4 protein-coding genes are annotated in these 20,348 nt (G+C 75.9%); 2 read left to right on the top strand and 2 right to left on the bottom strand.

Annotated elements, in window-relative coordinates; translation table 11 throughout:
- Positions 1-139: 139 nt before the first annotated feature.
- Entirely contained in the window at positions 140-757 is a 618-nt protein-coding gene (locus AB0F11_RS27960; protein WP_362179241.1) for a PadR family transcriptional regulator, read from the top strand.
- On the top strand, positions 750-2,285 hold the full coding sequence (locus AB0F11_RS27965) for an FAD-dependent monooxygenase (RefSeq protein ID WP_362179244.1): 1,536 nt from the start codon (positions 750-752) through the stop codon (positions 2,283-2,285). The genes AB0F11_RS27960 and AB0F11_RS27965 overlap by 8 nt, the downstream gene beginning before the upstream one ends.
- Before the next feature lie 222 nt (positions 2,286-2,507).
- Here the strand turns inward: AB0F11_RS27965 and AB0F11_RS27970 are convergent, their stop codons facing one another.
- Both AB0F11_RS27970 and AB0F11_RS27975 read right to left on the bottom strand, forming a co-directional pair.
- A complete protein-coding gene (locus AB0F11_RS27970; RefSeq protein WP_362179247.1) occupies positions 2,508-14,330 on the bottom strand; it encodes an SDR family NAD(P)-dependent oxidoreductase in 11,823 nt (3,940 codons plus the stop codon).
- A gap of 34 nt (positions 14,331-14,364) precedes the next feature.
- A partial coding sequence (locus tag AB0F11_RS27975; RefSeq protein ID WP_362179249.1) for an SDR family NAD(P)-dependent oxidoreductase occupies positions 14,365-20,348 on the bottom strand: 5,984 nt, incomplete at its 5' end.

The raw sequence follows: 20,348 nt of genomic DNA on the forward strand, positions 1-20,348 counted from the left end.
GAGTCGACGTTCCAGTCGCCGCCGCTGCACCTGCTCCGGGGCTCACGCCCTTGAACTCAGCGCCCCTGCTGCCATATGGTCGGATCCGAGTAATCGATACCTAGTAATCCATCAAGCAGGGTCAACCGTCTGGAGCCGCATGCCCGCCCCTGAACCCCGCACCGGCCAAAAGCCCCCGAAACGCCCCGTCAACGCCCTCGCCCTTGCCGTACTCGGGCTGCTGCTGGAGCAGCCGATGCACCCCCATGCCATGGCCGGTGCGCTCCGCGAGCGCGGCATGGACCGCGCGTTCAAGCTGACGACGGGATCGCTCTACGACACCGTGCGCGCGCTCACGCGGGACGGGTGGATCGAGGCGGACGGCACCGAGCAGGTCGGCAACCGCCCGGCCCGCACCGTCTACCGCCACACCCCGGCCGGAAGGGACGGCTTCACCGACTGGCTCGACGAGCTGATCCGGGAGCCCTCGCCCGAGTACCCGCGGTTCCTGTCCGCCGTCGGATACCTCGGCGCGCTGGGCCGCGTCCGCGCGGCGGGGGCCCTGCGCGAGCGGGCCGCCGCGCTGCGGGAGCGGATCGCGCAGGACGCCGAGGGCTACCGCGCGGCCCGCGAGGAGCACAACGCGCCGCGCCTGTTCGTCATCGAGGCCGAGTACGCCGCCGCCATGGCACAGGCCGAGCTGGCCTGGGTGGAGGGCACCGCCGACGAGATCGAGCGCGGGACGCTGACGTGGCCGGAGGGGGCGGACGATGAATGACACCGAAACGGAGAACGGGGTCGTCGACGTCCTGGTAGTCGGTGCCGGGCCCGCCGGGCTGGCACTCGGCGGGGAGTTGGCGCGCGCGGGGGTGCGGGCACTGGTCCTGGAACGGGAGCCCGAACCGCCGGGCTTCTGCCGTGGGTTCAACCTCAATGCCCGGAGCCTGGAGCTGCTCGACCGCCGGGGCCTTGCCGCCCGCTTCCTCGCCGAGGGTCCGACAGTGCCTTCGACCGCGTTCGTCGGCGCATCCCGCCTCGACCTCGCCGCCATGCGCACGAAACACCCCTACGTCCTCGGCATCCCCCAGACCCGCGTGGAGGAACTGCTCGCCGAGTGGGCCGTGGGGTTGGGCGCGCGCCTTGCCCGCGGCCGGCGCCTCACCGGGCTGCGGCAGGACGGTGACGGCGTGACGGTCGACGTGGACGGCCCGGACGGCCCGTCAACCGTGCGCTGCCGATGGCTGGTCGGCTGCGACGGGGGCCGCAGCACGGTGCGGAAGGCGGCCGGGATCGGCTTCCCCGGGACGCCCGCACGGAAGTTCACCCTGCTCGGGGACGTGGTGCTCGCCGACCCGTCGGCCGTCTCGTTCGGCCCCAACACCGGGCCCGGCGGCCGCTCGGTGTTCGTGATCCCGCGCCCCGGTTACGTCCGTCTCGTCACCGCCGACCCGGCACCGCCCGCAGACCCGCACGGGCCGGTGGCGCTCGGCTCCTTCCAGCGCACGATCGAAGCCGCGTTGGGGCACCGGGCCGAGATCGCCGAGGCGCTGTGGCTGACCCGGTTCGGGGACGCGGCACGGCTCGCCGAGCGGTTCCGGGCGGGCCGGGTCCTGCTCGCGGGGGACGCCGCGCACATCCACCCCCCGGCCGGTGCCATCGGCGTCAACGCGGCGATCGACGACGCCGTCAACCTGGGCTGGAAGCTCGCCCTGGTGGCGCGCGGGCAGGCCCCGGACGCCCTGCTCGACACCTACCACGACGAGCGCCACGCGGCCGGCAAGCGCCTGCTCCGCAACACCCGTGCGCAGGCGGTGCTCGCCCAGGCGAACGGGGCCGACGACCGCCTGGCGCCCGTCCGCGATCTGCTCGCCGAGCTGGCAGGGTCCGGGGACACGGCCGGCCCGTTGGCCGAGGCGATCACCGCTGTCGGCACCCGCTACCCCGCCTCCGGAGACCCCGCACACCCGTGGGCGGGACGGATGGTGCCGGACGTCCCGCTGGACCAGGACGGCGAGGACGGCCTTTCGGCGCTGCTGACCCGCACGGCGGGCGGGGCACTGCTGCTCGACGGCACGGCAGACTCGCAGGCCCTCTCCGCCGCCGCCCGCCCATGGGCGGAGCGGGTCACCACCGCCCGTGCCCACCCGCACGCCCTGGAGCGCGCCGACGCGGTCCTCGTCCGTCCCGACGGGCACGCAGCATGGATCTGCGCACCGTCAACCCCTGCGGACACGGCCGCGCAGGAGCTGCGGGAGACCCTCGCGCGCTGGTTCGGGGGACCCCGTTCCAGCCCGCGCGGCGTTTGAGGGCACCGGGCGCGAAGCGCCCGGGCCTTTCGGCCGCGCCGGCTTTTGAGGCGACCGGGTCCGGGCGGAGCCCGGTTTCGGGAAGGGGCGGGGCGGCGACAGGCTCCGCGCAGCGGACCGGACCTCGGTCTGGACCCGGCCAGCCCCGCCCGGGCCGGAACGGCCCGGAGGGCCGGAGCAGGTTCGCTCCGGCCCTCCGGGCCTCGTGCAATGAGACGGGGTTCAGCCGATGCCGAGCTCGTCGTTGATGAACGACAGGACCTCGTCGGCCGAGGCGTCCTCCAGCCTCGCGCCGACCGAGGCGGAACCGTCGCCGGACCCCGCAGGGGCACGCAGGCTGCGGAACCGCGCCAGCAGGTCCTCCAGGCGACCGGAGACAGCCGCATGGGTGTCGTCGTCCAGCGCCACGTCGGGCAGGTACCCCTCCAGCCGGTCGAGCTCGGCCAGCACCGCGGCAGCGGGATCGCTCTGCTCGGGCGCGAGCTCCCCGTACAGCAGGCGCGCCAGCGCCAGCGGCGTCGGGTGGTCGAACACGGCGGTGGCGGGCAGCCGCACCCCGGTGGCGCTGCCGAGCCGGTTGCGGAACTCGACGGCGGTCAGGGAGTCGAACCCGAGCTCCTTGAAGGAGCGGGTGGGTCCGACCGCGGCGGTTCCGGCGAAGCCGAGCACCGCCGCGGCGTAGGACTGGACGAGGTCGAGCAGCACGGTCTCCCACTCGTCGGCCGGCAGCGCCGCGAGCCGCGCCCGCAGCGCGTCACCCGCCGCACCGGCCCCGGCCCCGGCCTCGGCCCCGGCACCGGCCGCCGCCTGGGCGGTGGGCCGGGCGGCCCCGCGCACCAGGGACCGCAGCAGGTGCGGTACGGGGCTGCCGTCCGCGGCGGCGCGCAGCGCGGCCGTGTTGAGCCCGATCGGCACGAGCAGCGGATCTGCAGCGTCCTCCCCCTGGGCGGCGGCCAGCGTGGCGGAGAGCAGCTCCAGCCCCTGCGCAGGGGTGAGCGGGCGGATGCCGGAGCGGGCCAGGCGGGCCCGGTCGGCCTCGTCGAGGTGCCCGGTCATCCCGCTGGGCTCGGCCCACAGCCCCCAGGCCAGGGACAGCCCCGGCAGGCCGGTGGCCCGGCGGTGGGCGGCGAGCGCGTCGAGATACGCATTGGCGGCGGCGTAGTTGGCCTGGCCGGCGTTGCCGAAGACGCCCGCGGAGGAGGAGAACAGGACGAACGCGTCCAGGTCCAGCCCGGCGGTCAGCTCGTGCAGGTGCTGCGCGGCCTCGGCCTTGGGGGCGAGGACGGCGGCGAGCTTCTCGGGGGTGAGCCGGCCCAGGGTGGCGTCGTCGAGCACGCCCGCCGCGTGGACCACGGCCGTGACCGGGTGCGCGGCCAGCAGCTCCGCGACCGCATCCCGGTCGGCGACGTCGCACGCCGCCAGCACCACGGACGACGCCCCCGCAGCCTCCAGCTCGGCAGCCAACTCACCGGCCCCCGGGGCGTCCGCGCCCCGGCGCCCGACGAGCACCAGCTTGCGCACCCCGTGCTCGGCCACCAGGTGCCGTGCGGTCAGGGCGCCCAGCCCACCGGTGCCACCGGTGATCAGGACGGTGCCGTCCTCCCGCCACAGCGGCGCCGGGCCCTGCGGCGCGGCCGGCACCTCGGCCCGCGTCAGCCGCGGTACGAGGACGGCGCCGTCGCGCAGCGCGAATTCGGGCTCCCCGGTGGCCAGGGCGGCGGCGAGCAGGCCCGCGTCGGGGACGTCGGTGCCGATGTCGGCGAGGACGATCCGGCCGGGGCTCTCGGACTGGGCGGCGCGCACGAGGCCGTGCACGGCGGCCTGGGCGAGGTCGGCGATGTCCTCCCCGGGCCCGGTGGCCACCGCGCCGCGGGTGACGACGACCAGGCGGGCCGTGTCGGTGCGCGGGTCGGCGAGCCAGACCTGCAGGTCGCCCAGGGTCTGCATGACGGTGTCCTCGATGCCGGACTGCCAGTGCACCGGGGTCAGGACGGTGCCGACGCCGTCGAGCTCGTCGGTGCCGTAGATCTCCGGCAGGCCCGGGAACAGCGGGTCGTCGCCGAAGACGGCCCAGTCGTCCGGGACGGCCGTGTCGGGGTCGGCGGCCACCGGCGTCCAGGACAGCGCGAACAGGCTGTCGCGGTACGGGCTGCCGGTGCCGGCGGCCAGCCGGGCCAGCGCGTCGGCGGGCAGCCGGCGCAGCTGGAGGGCGTCGATGGTGGCGACTGGGGTGCCCTGGGCGTCGGCGGCGCTGAGCGTGACCGATTCCCCTCCCGCCGCGCCGATCCGGATGCGCAGGGCGCCGGCGCCGCTGCTGTGCAGGGTGACCCCGGAGAAGGAGAACGGCAGCCACGGTCCGGCGGCCTCGCCCTCCTCGGCGGTGACGAAGGAGCCGAGGGCGATGCCGTGCAGGGCGGCGTCGAGCAGCGCCGGGTGCAGCCCGTAGTCGGCGGCCGCGGGGGCCGCGTCGAGCGGGAGCGCGATGTCGGCGTACAGGGAGCCGTCCTCACCGCGCCAGGCGGTGCGCAGGCCCCGGAACAGCGGGCCGTAGTCGAGGCCGAGGTCGGCCAGGCCGGTGTAGAGGCCGTCGGTGTCGACGGGCTCGGCGCCGGGCGGCGGCCACTGGGTGAGGTCGGCGGCGGGCGCGGCCGCCCGGTCGCTGACCCAGCCGGTGGCGTGCCGCGTCCACGGGTCCTCGGGCTCGGCGTCGTGCGCGCGGGACCAGACGTGGACGGGGCGGGCCCCGTCGGCGGCGGGCGCGTCGACGAGGACGCGCAGCTGGACCTCGCCGTGTTCGGCGAGGACGAGCGGGGCCTCCAGGGTGAGGTCGGCGAGGTGGCCGCAGCCCGCCTCGTCGCCCGCGTACCCGGCCAGTTCGACCAGGGCGGTGCCCGGGACGAGGACGATCCCGCCGACGGCGTGGTCGGCCAGCCAGGGCTGGGCGGCGAGCGACAGACGGCCCGTCAGGAGCAGCCCGTCCCGGTCGGGCAGGGCGACGGCCGCGCCGAGCAGCGGGTGGGCGGCGTCGCGCTGGCCGACGGCGGCCGGGTCGGCCGCGCCGGCGGCGGTGGGCTCCAGCCAGTACCGCTCGCCCTGGAAGGGGTAGGTGGGCAGCGGGACCCGCGCCGCGCCGGGCGCGGGGGCCGGCAGGACGGCCGACCAGTCGGGGCGGACGCCGTGCGCGACGAGCCGGCCGAGGGAGGCCAGGACCCGGGTGCGGTCGCCCTGGTCGCGGCGCAGGGTGCCGGTGGTGACGGTGTCCTCGGCGTGCCCGGCGTCGGCCAGGGTGTCCTGGACGCCGACGGTCAGCACCGGGTGGGGGCTGCACTCGACGAAGACGGTGTGCCCGCCCTCGGCGAGGGCCCGCACGGCCGGTTCGAAGCGGACGGTGTGGCGCAGGTTCTCGTACCAGTAGGCGCCGTCCATGCCGCTGCCGTCGACGAGCCGGTCGTGGAGGGTGGAGTGCAGCGGGATCCGGCCCGCGCGGGGCCGTACGGGCGCCAGCAGCTCGGCGAGCTCCTCGCGCAGGGACTCCACGTGCGCCGAGTGGGAGGCGTAGTCCACGTCGATGCGGCGGGCCCGGACACCGCGCTGCTCGCAGGCGGCGACCAGCGCGTCGAGGGCGTCGGGGTCGCCGGAGACCACGGTGGAGGCCGGGCCGTTGAGCGCGGCGACGGAGATCTGCCCGGGCCAGGCGGCGAGCAGGGCCTCGGTGTCGGCGGCGGACAGCGGTACGGAGACCATGCCGCCGGTGCCGGCGAGCCGGATCAGGGCCCGGCTGCGCAGGGCGACGACGCGGGCGGCGTCCTCCAGGGTGAGGGCGCCGGCCACGCAGGCGGCGGCGATCTCGCCCTGGGAGTGGCCGACGACCGCGGCCGGGACCACGCCGAGGGACTCCCACAGCGCGGCCAGGGAGACCATGACGGCCCACAGGGCGGGCTGCACCACGTCGACGCGGTCGAGGCCGGGGGCCCCGTCGGCGCCGCGCAGCACGTCGAGCAGCGACCAGTCGGTGTACGCGTCGACGGCTTCGGCGCAGGCGGTGAGCCGGTCGGCGAAGACCGGGGAGGTGTCGAGGAGTTCGCGGGCCATGCCGACCCACTGGGAGCCCTGGCCGGGGAAGACGAAGACGGTCTTGCCCGGCGGGATGGCGAGGCCCTCCTCGGCGCCGGCGGCCGGGGTCTGTGCGGCGATCCCCTCGAGGGCCGCCATCAGGGCCGCGGTGTCCTCGCCGACGAGGACGGCCCGGTGCTCGAAGTGGCTGCGGGTGGTGGCCAGCGCGTGTCCGACGGCTGCCGGTGCGTACGCGGTCGGGGCGGCGGCGAGCCGGTCGTGCAGCCGGCGGGCCTGCTCGCGCAGGGCCTGCTCGGTGCGGCCGGTGACCAGCCACAGTGCCGGTCCGTCGGCAGCGCCGTCGACGCCCTGGACACCGTCGGCAGCGGTCCCGGCGAGCGGGGCCGGGGCCGGAGCCTCCTCCAGGATGACGTGGGCGTTGGTCCCGCTGAAGCCGAAGGCGGAGACGCCGGCGCGGCGCACCGCGCCCTCGGCGCGCGGCCAGGGCCGGGCCTCGGTGAGCAGTTCGACGGAGCCGGCGGCCCAGTCGATGTGGGAGCTGGCCTCGTCCACGTGGAGGGTGGCGGGGAGTTCCTCGTGGCCGAGGGCCTCGACCATCTTGATGACGCCGGCGATGCCGGCGGCGGCCTGGGTGTGGCCCAGGTTGGACTTGACCGAGCCCAGCCACAGCGGCCGGTCCTCGGGCCGGTCCTGCCCGTACGTGGCGATCAGCGCCTGCGCCTCGATCGGGTCGCCGAGCCTGGTGCCGGTGCCGTGCGCCTCGACGGCGTCGACGTCGCCGGTGGTCAGCCCGGCCGCGGCCAGGGCCTGGCGGATGACCCGCTGCTGGGAGGGCCCGTTGGGGGCGGTCAGGCCGTTGCTGGCGCCGTCCTGGTTGAGGGCGGAGCCGCGGACCACGGCGAGGATGTCGTGCCCGTTGCGCTGTGCGTCGGAGAGCCGCTCGACGAGGACCATGCCGACGCCCTCGGCCCAGCCGGTGCCGTCGGCGGTCTCGGCGAAGGCCTTGCAGCGGCCGTCGGCGGCGAGGCCGCGCTGGCGGCTGAAGTCGACGAAGGTGTCGGGGCTGGCCATGACGGTGACACCGCCGGCCAGCGCGAGGTCGCACTCGCCGCGCTGCAGGGCCTGGACGGCCATGTGCAGGGCGACCAGCGAGGAGGAGCACGCCGTGTCGACGGTGACGGCCGGGCCCTCCAGGCCGAGCACGTAGGAGATGCGGCCGGAGGCGACACCGCCGGAGGTGCCGGTGCCGAGGAAGCCCTCGACGCCGTCGGGCAGGTTGGCGTAGCCGGAGCCGTTTCCGTAGTCGTGGTAGATCAGGCCGGCGAAGACGCCGGTGGAGCTGCCGCGCAGCGTGTACGGGTCGAAGCCGGCGCGCTCCAGGGCCTCCCAGGAGGTCTCCAGCAGCAGGCGCTGCTGCGGGTCCATGGCGAGGGCCTCGCGCGGGCTGATCCCGAAGAACGTGGCGTCGAACAGCGGGGCGTCGGGCAGGAACCCGCCCTGGTCGGTGTAGGTGGTGCCGGGGCGGGTGGCGGTCGGGTCGACGAGCGCCTCCAGGTCCCAGCCGCGGTCGGTCGGCATGGCGCCCATGGCGTCGCCGCGGGCGGCCAGCAGCTTCCACAGGTCCTCGGGCGAGCGGACGCCGCCGGGGAACCGGCAGGCCATGGAGACGATCGCGATCGGCTCGTCGGCTGCGGCGGCCGGGCCGCGGCCGTCGGCCGCGGCGGGACCGCTCTGCCCGCACAGTTCGTCGCGCAGGAACGCGGCGAGCACGTCGGGCGCCGGGTAGTCGAAGACGAGCGTGGCGGGAAGCCGCAGCCCGCAGGCGGCGCCGAGCCGGTTGCGGAACTCCACGCCGGTCAGCGAGTCGAAGCCGAGGTCCTTGAACGCGAGCGCCGGGTCGACCGCCTCGGGGCCGGCGTGGCCGAGGACGGCCGCCGCACTGGCCCGGACGAGGGTGAGGAGCTGTTCGTACTGCTCGGCCGGGCCGACCTGGGCGAGCTGCGCCGCGAGCAGGCCGGTGTCGGCCTTCGGGGCGCTGCGCGCGGTGCGCCGGGCGGGGGTCCGTACGAGGGCCCGCAGCAGCGGCGGGACCTCCTCGGGGGCGGCGGAGGCGGGCAGGTCCAGCACGATCGGGACGAGCGCCGCATCCGACAGCGAGGCGGCCGTGTCGTACAGGGCGAGGCCGGTCTCCGCGGTGAGCGCGGCGGATCCGGAGCGGGCCAGGCGGGCCCGCTCGGCCTCGTCGAGGGTGTCGGCCATGCCGCCGCCCTCGGCGGCCCACAGGCCCCAGGCCAGCGACTGGCCGGGCAGGCCCTGGGCGCGGCGGTGCGCGGCGAGCGCGTCGAGGTAGGCGTTGGCGGCGGCGTAGTTGGCCTGTCCGGCGTTGCCGAAGACACCGGCCGCGGAGGAGAACAGCACGAACGCCGACAGGTCGGCGAGCCGGGTCAGCTCGTGCAGGTTGCGGGCCGCCTCCACCTTGGGGGCGAGGACGCGGTCGAGCCGCTCGGGGGTGAGGGCTTCCAGGACGCCGTCGTCGAGGACGCCGGCGACGTGCACGACCGCGGTCAGCGGGTGCGCCGGGTCGATCGCGTCGAGGGTCGCGGCGAGCGCCTCCCGGTCGGCGGCGTCGCAGGCGACCATCTCGGCGGTGGCGCCCAGTTCGGCGAGTTCGGCGACGAGTTCGGCGGCGCCCGGGGCGGCGGCGCCGCGGCGGCTGGCGAGCAGCAGCCGGCCGGCCCCGTACCGGGTGACGAGGTGCTTGGCGACGAGCCCGCCGAGCGCGCCGGTGGCGCCGGTGACCAGGACGGTGCCGTCCGCGGCGAGCGGGGCGGGCACGGTCAGGACCAGCTTGCCGACGTGCTTGGCCTGCCCGATGAGGCGGAACGCCTCGGGGGCCTGGCGGACGTCGAAGGCGGTGACGGGCAGCGGGGCGAGGGCTCCGCTGTCGAACAGCTCCAGCAGCGCCGCGTACATCTCCTGGATCCGCTCGGGGCCGGCGTCCATGACGTCGAACGCCCGGTAGGTGACGCCCGGGTGGGCGGCGGCGACCTCTTCGGCATCGCGGATGTCGGTCTTGCCCATCTCGACGAAGCGGCCGCCGCGCGGCAGCAGCCGCAGCGAGGCGTCGACGAACTCGCGGGCGAGGGAGTCCAGGACCACGTCCATGCCGCGTCCGCCGGTGGCGTCGAGGAACTCCTGCTCGAAGTCGAGGGTGCGGGAGTTGGCGATCCGCGCCGGGTCGACTCCGCCCGCCTTGACGGCGTTCCACTTGCCGGGGCTGGCCGTGCCGTACACCTCGGCGCCGAGGTGCCGGGCGAGCTGGACGGCGGCGGTGCCGACGCCGCCGGCGGCGGCGTGGATGAGGATGGACTCCCCGGCGCGCAGCCCGGCGAGGTCGGTGAGCGCGTAGTAGGCGGTGAGGTAGACGACGGGTGCGGCCGCGGCCTCGGCGAACGTCCACGCCGCCGGCATCTTCGACACCAAGCGGTGGTCGACGACGGCGAGCGGGCCGAACGCCCCGGAGAACAGGCCCATCACCCGGTCGCCGACCGCGAACCGGTCCACGCCGGGCCCGGTCTCTACGACGACGCCCGCGGCCTCGAGGCCGAGCCGGCCCGCGTCGCCCGGGTACATGCCGAGCACGTTGAGCACGTCGCGGAAGTTGAGGCCGGCGGCGCGCAGCGCGACCCGGATCTGGCCGGGGGCCAGCGGCTCGGCAGCCTCGGCGAAGTCGGCCACGTACAGGCTGTCGAGGGTGGTGCCGGAGAAGTCGAGCCGCCACGGCGCCTCGCCCTCGGGCAGGGTGAGCGTGTCGTCGGCGGCGCGCACGAGGCGGGCCGCGTGGACGGTGCCGGAGCGCAGCGCCAGCTGCGGCTCCCCGGCGGCGAGCGCGCCGGGCAGGGCCTCCAGGGAGGCCGGGCTGTCGTCGAGGTCGACCAGGACGATCCGCTCGGGGTGCTCGGACTGCGCCGAGCGGGCCAGTCCGACGACGGCCGCGGCGGCCGGGTCGGGCAGCCGGTCCCCGGCGACGGCGGCGATGGCGCCGCCGGTGACGAGGACGAGGCGGGCCCCGGCCGGGTGCTCGGCGGCCAGCCACTCCTGGAGCAGCGCGAGCGCCCGGTGCACGGCGTCGCGGGCGTCGAGTCCGGCGGTGGTGAAGGTGGCGAAGGCCAGGTCGGCGCCGCCCTCGGCGGCGGCCGGGGAGCCGGCCCCGGCGAGGGCCGCGGCCAGGCCGAACGGGTCCTCGCCGAGCACCTCGTACGTGAAGCCGCTGCCCTCGGCGCCGGTCGGGACCGGGGTGAGCGGCCAGTCGAGCCGGTACAGCGACTCGTGGCGGCGGCCCGCACCGGAGCCGCCGGCGGCGAACTGCTCGGTGGCCAGCGCCCGCAGGGTGAGCGAGCCGACCTCGGCGACGGGGGCGCCGGTGGCGTCGGCGAGCTGCAGGGACACCCCGGAGCCGGTGGCGGCCCGGGAGACCCGCACGCGCAGGGCCTGCGCCCCGGCCGCGTGCAGGCTGACGTCGCTCCACGCGAACGGCAGCTGCGGGCCCTCGCCGTCGGCCACGAACGAGCCGAGCCCGAGCGCGTGCAGGGCGGCGTCGAGCAGGGCCGGGTGGAGGCCGAAGCCGCCGGTGTCGCTGCCCTCGGGCAGGGCGACCTCGGCGTACACGTCCTCGCCGAGGCGCCAGGCGGCGTGCAGGCCCTGGAACACCGGCCCGTATTCCAGGCCCAGGCCGGCGAGGTCGCCGTACAGGGAGCCGACGTCGACGGACTCGGCGCCCGCCGGGGGCCACGCGGTGAAGTCGAAGCCGGGGCGCGCGCCCGCCGGGGCGAGGGTGCCGTCGGCGTGGCAGGTCCACGGCTCGTCGTCGAGCGCGTCCTCGGCCCGCGAGAAGACGGTCACGGGCCGCACGCCCTGCCCGTCGGCCTCGCCGACCATCACGCGCAGCACGGCGGCGCCCTGCTCGCCCAGGACCAGCGGGGCCTGCAGCGTCAGGTCCTGCACGGCGCCGCAGCCGACCTGGTCGCCGGCACGGACGGCGATGTCCACGAGGGCGGCGCCGGGGACGATGACGGTCCCGGCGACGGCGTGGTCGGCGAGCCACGGGTGCGTGGTCAGGGCCAGGCGGCCGGTGAGCACGACGGCATCGGAGTCGGGCAGGGCGATGGCGACGGAGAGCAGCGGGTGCCCGGCGGTCCGCAGACCGTGGGCGCCCGCGTCACCCGCCCGCAGCGGGGAGGTGCGCGGCCAGTACCGCTGGTTCTGGAAGGCGTACGTGGGCAGCCCCGCGACCGGCCGCACGGAGGTGTCCCCGTAGAAGGCGGGCCAGTTGACGGCGGTGCCGTGCAGGTGGAGCCGCGTGACGGCCTCGGTGAGGCCCTGCGCCTCGGAGCGGTCGCGGCGGACGGCGGGGACGGCGGTGGCGCCCTCGTCGAGGGACTCGGCGGCCATGGCCGTGAGCACCGCATCCGGCCCGAGCTCGAAGAAGGTGGTGACGCCCTGGCGCTGCAGGGTGGTGACGGCGTCGGCGAAGCGGACGGCCTCGCGGACGTGGCGCACCCAGTACTGCGGGTCGGACAGCTCCTCGTACGAGGCGGACTGCCCGGTCAGCGTGGACACGATCGACAGGGTCGGCTCGGAGTACGTGAGCTGCGCGGCGATCTCACCGAACTCGGCGAGCATCGGCTCCATCAGCGGCGAGTGGAACGCGTGGCTGACGACGAGCCGCTTGGTCTTCCGTCCGGCCTCGGCGAAGTGCGCAACGACGGCCTCGACAGCGGCCTCCGCACCCGACACGACCAGCGAGGTCGGCCCGTTGACGGCAGCGATACCCACGCCATCGCCCAGGACGGCGCGCACTTCCTCCTCGGTCGCCTGGACGGCAGCCATCGCACCACCGGCGGGCAGCGCCTGCATGAGCCGACCGCGAGCGGCCACCAGCCGTGCAGCGTCCTCAAGCGACCACAGCCCGGCCACATGCGCGGCGGCCAGCTCACCGATCGAGTGCCCGGCAAGCGCATCAGCACGCACACCCCACGCCTCGACCAGCCGGTACAAAGCGACTTCGATGGCGAACAGCGCAGGCTGCGTGTACTCCGTCCGGTTCAGCTCGGTGGCGTCCTCATCGAACAGCACGTCCTTCAGCGGCCGCTCAAGGTGCGCATCCAGCGCGGCGCACACCTCGTCCAGCGCCGCCGCAAAGACGGGGTACTGCGCATACAGCTCACGCCCCATCCCCGCCCGCTGGCTGCCCTGCCCCGTGAACAGGAACGCGGTCAGCGCCTCGCCTCCGGCGGGGGCCGTCGCCTGGAACGGGCTCTGGCCCGCGGCGATGGCGTCCAGCCCGGCCAGCAGCGCGTCCCGGTCCTCGGCGACGACGGCGGCGCGGTGGGTGAACGCGGCCCGCTGCGTGGCCAGGGTCAGGCCCAGGGCGGTCGGGTCGAGCTCGGGCCGTGCGGCCACGAATTCGCTCAGCCGGACGGCCTGCTCGCGCAGCGCCTCGGCGCTCTTGGCGGAGACCAGCCACGGCACCACCGGCAGGACGGCGGGCGAGGCCGCATCGGCGGTCTCGGCGGTCTCCGTCTCCTCGGCCGGGGCTTCCTCCACGATGACGTGGGCGTTCGTACCGCTGATGCCGAAGGAGGAGACACCGGCGCGGCGGGTCCGCTCCCCGGCCGGCCACGGCTGGGCCTCGGTGAGGAGCTGGACGGCGCCGGCCTCCCAGTCGACGTGGCTGCTGGGCGCGTCCACGTGCAGGGTGCGCGGCAGCTCCTCGTGGTGGAGCGCGAGGACCATCTTGATGATGCCCGCGACACCGGCCGCGGCCTGGGTGTGCCCCAGGTTGGACTTCACCGAGCCCAGCCACAGCGGCTGGTCCTCGGCCCGGTCCTGGCCGTACGTGGCGAGCAGCGCCTGCGCCTCGATGGGGTCGCCGAGCTTCGTACCGGTGCCGTGCGCCTCGACCGCGTCGACCTGGGCGGCGGAGATCCGCGCCCCGGCCAGGGCCTGGCGGATGACGCGCTGCTGGGCGGGGCCGTTCGGGGCGGTCAGCCCGTTGCTGGCGCCGTCCTGGTTGATGGCCGAGCCGCGGACCACGGCCAGCACCCGGTGCCCGTTCTTCCGCGCGTCGGACAGCTTCTCCAGCAGGAGCATGCCGGCGCCCTCGCCCCAGCCGGTGCCGTCGGCGGCCTCGGCGAACGGCTTGCAGCGGCCGTCGGGGGCCAGGCCCCGCTGACGGCTGAAGTCGATGAAGGTGTCGGGGGTGGCCATCACGGTGACACCGCCGGCCAGGGCCATGGTGCATTCGCCGTTGCGCAGGGCCTGCGCGGCGAGGTGGACGGCGACCAGCGACGAGGAGCAGGCGGTGTCGACGGTGACGGCCGGGCCCTCGAAGCCGAAGGAGTACGCGACGCGGCCGGAGGCGATGCTGCCGCCGACGCCGAGGAAGCCCTCGACCTCGTCGGTGGCGTTGGCGAGCACCTCGCTGTAGTCGCCGTACATGACGCCGGCGAAGACGCCGGTCGACCGGCCGCGGGCGCTCGCCGGGTCGATGCCGGCCCGCTCGAAGGCCTCCCAGGAGGTCTCCAGCAGCAGCCGGTGCTGCGGGTCCATGGCCAGGGCCTCGCGCGGGCTGATCCCGAAGAACGCGGGGTCGAAGTCCGCGGCCCGGTCGAGGAACCCGCCGTGGCGGGAGTAGGTCTTGCCGGCCGCGTCCGGGTCGGGGTCATAGATGCCCTCGGTGTCCCAGCCGCGGTCCTCCGGGAAGGCGGAGACCCCGTCCCCGCCCGCCGCGAGGAGCTGCCACAGCTCGTCCGGGGACGTCACGCCGCCCGGGTAGCGGCAGGCCATGCCGACGATGGCGATCGGCTCGTGGGCCGCGCCGGCCAGTTTGCGGTTCTGCTCGCGCAGGCGCTCGGTCTCCTTGAGGGAGGCACGCAGAGCCTCGACGATCTTTTCGTTCGGTGCAGACACCTTTACCCCACCCAATCCGCGTCATCGGAAGTCATCAGAAGTCAGATCCTTCGAGTGCCATCGCGATGAGGCGCTCTGCATCCATCTCGTCGATCAGTTCGCCCGCGTCCGCCGCCGGGTCCCCGTCCTCCGGCGACAGTCCCGCGCCGTCGGGCCGGTGGCCCGCCAGTTCGAGCAGCGTCTCCAGGAGTCCGGAGTCCCGCAGTCGGGACAGCGGGATGGAGAGCAGCGAGGCCCGCACGCTCTCCTCGTAGTCCCCGGCCCCGGCATCGCTCTCGGGGGCCACCTCCGCCAGGACGAAGGCGGCCAGTTCCCGGGGGGTCGGGTGGTCGAAGACCACGGTGGCGGGCAGCCGGATCCCGGCGGCCGCACCCAGGCGGTTGCGGAATTCGACCGCGGTCAGCGAGTCGAACCCGAAGTCCTTGAACGGCTTGTCCGGCACCACGTCGTGGGCGCTGCCCAGGTTGAGGACGGCGGCCGCTTCCTTGCTGACCAGGTCCAGTACGGTGCGCTGCCGGTCGGCGGCCGGCAGGGCGGCCAGCCGGGCCGCCAGGTCGGAGCCGCCCGCCGGGCCGCTGCCGCCGGCGGCGGCCGTGGACCGCCGGACCGGGGTGCCGCGTACCAGCAGCTTCAGCAGGGCCGGTACGCCGCCCTCGCCCGCAGCGCCGGCGAGGGCGCCGGCGTCGAGGCCGGCCGGGACGAGCAGGGCCCGTCCGGTGGCCGGGGCGGCGTCCAGCAGACCGAGGCCTTCCTCCGTGCCCAGGGGGCGGACCCCGGAGCGGGCCATGCGCCGGATGTCGGCCTCGGCGAGCTCCGCGCCCATGCCGCCGGCCTCGGGGGACCACAGCCCCCAGGCCAGGGACAGCCCGGGCAGGCCGTGGGCCCGCCGGTGGGCGGCGAGTCCGTCCAGGTAGGCGTTGGCCGCGGCGTACGCGCCCTGCCCCGGCCCGCCGAGTACACCGGCGGCGGAGGAGAACAGCACGAACGCGTCCAACTCCTGTCCGGCGGTCAGCTCGTGGAGGTACCGGGCGGCATCCGCCTTGGGCGCGAGGACCTTGGCCACGCGCTCCGCGCTCAGCGAGCCGATCGTCGCATCGTCGACCACACCCGCCGCATGGAACACCGCAGTCACCGGGTGCTCGGCGAGCAGCGCCGCCACCGCATCCCGGTCGGCGACATCACAGGCCGCCAGCACCACAGCCGCACCCGCAGCCTCAAGCTCCGCAGCCAACTCCACAGCCCCCGGCGCCTCGGCACCCCGACGACTGGTCAGCACCAGCCTCCGCACCCCGTGCTCGGCCACCAGGTGCCGGGCCGTCAGCGCACCCAGCCCACCGGTACCACCGGTGATCAGAACGGTCCCGTCCTCCCGGAACACCGGCGCCTGGGCGTCGGCGTCCGGGACGGCGCGCACCAGCCGCGGTGCGTGGAACGCATCCGCGCGCAGTGCCAGTTCCGGTTCCCCGGTGGCCAGCGCGGCCGCGGTCTGCTCGGCGGTCGGCGCCTCGTCGGCGTCGAGGAGGACGATCAGCCCAGGGTGCTCGGCCTGGGCGGCCCGCACCAGGCCGGTCACGGCCGCCTGCGCCAGGTCGGTGACGTCCTCGCCGGGCAGCACGGCCACCGCACCGCCGGTCCGGACGAGCAGCTGCCGCCCCTGGTCCGCACCGTCCGCGTCGCTCTGCCAGGACTGCAGCGCGGCCAGCACGGTGGCCACGGCCTCGCCGGTCGGGGCGTGCGCGGGAGCCACGCAGACCACCGGTTCCGCGGCCGGCGCACCCTCGGCAGCTGCCGCGGGCACGGGCACCCAGTCCAGGCCGTGGAGCGCGTCCAGCCGGCGCCGTACGAGGTCACCGCCGGCCAGCGGGCGCAGCAGCAGCGCACCCACCGAGGCGACGGGTGCACCCGTCGAGTCGGCCAGCTCCAGCGCGGCCTGCCCGGTGGTCCCGGTGGGGCTGATCCGGATCCGCAGCTCGGAGGCTCCCTGCGCGTACAGGGCGACGTCCGACCAGGCGAACGGCAGGTGGGCCTGCCCGTCGTCGGGGGTGAACGCCCCGAGCCCGATCCCGTGCAGCGCCGCGTCCAGCAGCGCCGGGTGCAGCCCGAACCCGTCGAGCGGGGTCCCGGCGGGCAGCGCGACCTCGGCGAGGACCGTGTCCCCGTCGCGCCAGGCGGCGGTCACGCCCTGGAACAGCGGGCCGTACTCCAGCCCGAGGCCGGCCAGTGCGGTGTAGAGCCCGGCCGTGTCGACGGCCTCGGCCCCGGCCGGCGGCCAGGCCGCGAGGTCGAAGCCCGGGACGGGCCGTTCGGCACCGAGCAGTCCGTCCGCGTGCCGGGTCCAGCCGGCGTCGGGGGCGTCCTCGGGCCGCGAGTACACGATCAGCGGACGCCCGCCGGTCGCCGCGTCGGGCGCACCCACCTGCACGCGCAGGGCCAGCGCACCGGACTCCTCCAGCACCACCGGGGCGTGCAGGGTGAGGTCCTGCAGGACACCCGCGCCGACGTGGTCACCGGCGCGGACGGCGATGTCCACCAGGGCGGCACCGGGGACGATGACCGTCCCGGCGACGGCGTGGTCGGCGAGCCAGGGGTGGCTGCGCAGCGACAGCCGGCCCGTGAACAGGACCGCCTCGTCCTCGGGGAGTTCGACCACCGCACCCAGCAGCGGGTGCCCGCCTCCGGTCTGCCCGAAGGCTGCGGCGTCGCCGCTGCCCGCGCCGGTGTCGGCGAGCCAGTACGGCGCGTGCTGGAAGGCGTACGTGGGCAGGTCCACGGTGAGGGCGCCGGTGCCCGTGAAGAACGCGGCCCAGTCGACCGCCACCCCGTGGGTGTGCAGCCGGGCCACCGCCTCGGCGGGACCCTGCGCCTCGGGCCGGTCACGCCGGACCGCGGGAACCGCCACCGACTCCGCGTCGAGGGACTCGGCGGCCATCGCGGTGAGCACCGCGTCCGGGCCGAGCTCCAGGAACGTGGTGACGGACTGCTGCTGCAGCGTGTTCACGGCATCCGCGAACCGCACGGCCTCGCGGACGTGCCGCACCCAGTACTGCGGGTCGGACAGCTCCTCGTACGAGGCGGGCTTGCCGGTCAGCGTGGACACGATGGGCAGGCTCGGCTCGGAGTACGCCAGCCGACCGGCGACCTCCCCGAACTCGGCGAGCATCGGCTCCATCAACGGGGAGTGGAACGCATGGCTCACAACAAGCCGCTTGGTCTTCCGCCCGGCCGCGGCGAAGTGCGCGACAACGGCCTCGACGGCGGCCTCCGCACCCGACACGACCAGCGAGGTCGGCCCGTTGACGGCAGCGATCCCCACGCCATCGCCCAGGACGGCGCGCACCTCCTCCTCGGTGGCCTGGACGGCGGCCATCGCACCACCGGCGGGCAGCGCCTGCATCAGCCGCCCACGAGCAGCGACCAGCAGAGCCGCATCCTCAAGGGACCACAGCCCGGCCACATGCGCGGCGGCCAGCTCACCGATCGAGTGCCCGGCAAGCGCGTCAGCACGCACACCCCACGCCTCGACCAGCCGGAACAGCGCCACCTCGAGCGCGAACAACGCGGGCTGCGTGTACTCCGTCCGGTTCAGATCAGCCGGATCCTCGTCAAAAAGAACATCCTTCAGCGGCCGCTCAAGGTGCGCATCCAGCGCAGCGCACACCTCGTCCAGCGCAGCCGCAAACACCGGGTACCGGTCGTACAGCTCACGCCCCATCCCCGCCCGCTGGCTGCCCTGCCCCGTGAACAGGAAGCCCAGCCGCGTGCCCGCCGCCGTGCCCCGGAAGGATCCGGCGGCAGTGGTGTCCTCCTCGGTGAGGGAGGTGAGCGCGGCCAGCAGGGACGCCCGGTCGCCGGCCACGGCCGCGGCCCGGTGCGTGAACGCGGTCCGCGCGGTGGCCAGGGTGTAGCCGATGTTGGTGGTGTCCAGGTCGGGGCGTCGGGTCAGGAGTTCCAGGAGGGCCGCGGCCTGGTCCCGTACGGCTCCCTGCGTCTTGCCCGACAGCAGCCAGGGCACGGCGGGCAGCCGGCGCGGGGCCGTGGCGGCCTCCGCGGTCTCGGCGGCCGGGGCCTCCTCGATGATGACGTGGGCGTTCGTACCGCTGATGCCGAAGGAGGAGATGCCGGCCCGGCGGCGGCGTTCCCCCGCGGGCCACTTCTGCGTCTCGGTCAGCAGCGAGACCGCACCCGCCGTCCAGTCGACGTGGCTGCTGGGCGCGTCCACGTGCAGGGTGCGCGGCAGCTCCTCGTGGTGCAGGGCGAGGACCATCTTGATGATGCCCGCGACACCGGCCGCGGCCTGGGTGTGCCCCAGGTTGGACTTGACCGAGCCCAGCCACAGGGGCCTGTCCTCGGCCCGGTTCTGCCCGTACGTGGCGAGCAGCGCCTGCGCCTCGATGGGGTCGCCGAGCTTCGTACCGGTGCCGTGCGCCTCGACCGCGTCGACCTCATGGGCGGCGAGACGCGCACTCGCGAGCGCCTGCCGGATGACCCGCTGCTGGGCGGGGCCGTTCGGGGCGGTCAGGCCGTTGCTGGCGCCGTCCTGGTTGACGGCCGAGCCACGCACGACGGCGAGCACCCGGTGCCCGTTCTTCCGCGCGTCCGACAGCTTCTCCAGGAGCAGCATGCCGGCGCCCTCGCCCCAGCCGGTGCCGTCGGCGGCCTCGGCGAACGGCTTGCAGCGGCCGTCGGGGGCGAGCCCCCGCTGACGGCTGAAGCCGACGAAGGTCTCCGGGGTCGCCATCACGGTGACACCGCCGGCGAGCGCCATGCTGCACTCACCGCTGCGCAGCGCCTGCGCGGCCATGTGCACGGTGACCAGCGAAGAGGAGCAGGCGGTGTCGACCGTCAGCGCGGGGCCTTCCAGGCCCAGTACGTAGGCGACGCGGCCGGAGGCGACGCTGCCCGAGCTGCCGGTCCCGAGGTAGCCCTCAAGGTCCGCCGGGTACTGGCTGAGCCGGATGCCGTAGTCGTTGTACATGACGCCGGCGAAGACGCCGGTGGCCGTGCCCCGGGCCCCGGTGGGGTCGATGCCCGCGCTCTCGAAGGCCTCCCAGGCCGTCTCCAGCAGCAGCCGGTGCTGCGGGTCGGTGGCGAGGGCCTCGCGCGGGCTGATCCCGAAGAACGCGGGGTCGAAGTCCGCGGCCTGCGCCAGGAACCCGCCGTGCCGGGAGTACGTCTTGCCCGTGGCGTCCGGGTCCGGGTCGTACAGGGCCCCGGTGTCCCAGCCGCGGTCCTCGGGCAGGGCGGTGACGGCGTCGGTGCCCGCCGCGAGCAGCTCCCACAGCTGCTCGGGCGTGTTGACCCCGCCGGGGTAGCGGCAGGCCATGCCGACGATCGCGATGGGCTCGTCGGACGCGAACGCGGCCGAGGACGCCGCGGCGGGCGTGGCGGTGTCCGCCTCGTCCGGAGCGCCGAGGACCTCGGTGAGGAGGAAGTCGGCGACCGCGAGCGGGGTCGGGTGGTCGAAGACGAGCGTGGCGGGCAGCCGGATCCCGGCCGCGGCGCCGAGCGCGTTGCGGAACTCCACGCCGGTCAGCGAGTCGACGCCCAGCTCGGCGAAGAGCGAGTCGGCGGCCACCGCGTGCGGCCCGGCGAAGCCGAGGACGGCCGCGATGTGCGTACGGGTGAGCTCCAGCAGCACGTCGCGGCGCGCGGCGGCGTCGGGCAGGGCCGCCAGCCGCTGCGCGAGCGGGTTCCCGGCGGTGGCGCCGCCGGAGACTGCGGCGGCAGCCGCCGTCCGCCGGACCGGGGTGCGGACCAGCGAGCGCAGCAGCGGCGCGGGCGGGGCCGCGGAGCGGGCCTGGGCGGCGAGGTCGAGGTGGATCGGCAGGACGTGGGCGTACGGGGCGCCCAGCGCGGCGTCGAACAGGGCGAGGCCCTGCTCGGCGTCGAGCGCCAGCACCCCGGCCCGTGCCATGCGGTCCAGGTCGGCGGTGGTGAGGCCGGCGCCCATGCCGCCCGCGTCGGGGTGCCACAGGCCCCAGGCCAGGGACAGGCCCGGCAGGCCCTGGGCACGCCGGT

It is taken from the genome of Streptomyces sp. NPDC032472 (assembly GCF_040636955.1).
Classification (GTDB): domain Bacteria; phylum Actinomycetota; class Actinomycetes; order Streptomycetales; family Streptomycetaceae; genus Streptomyces.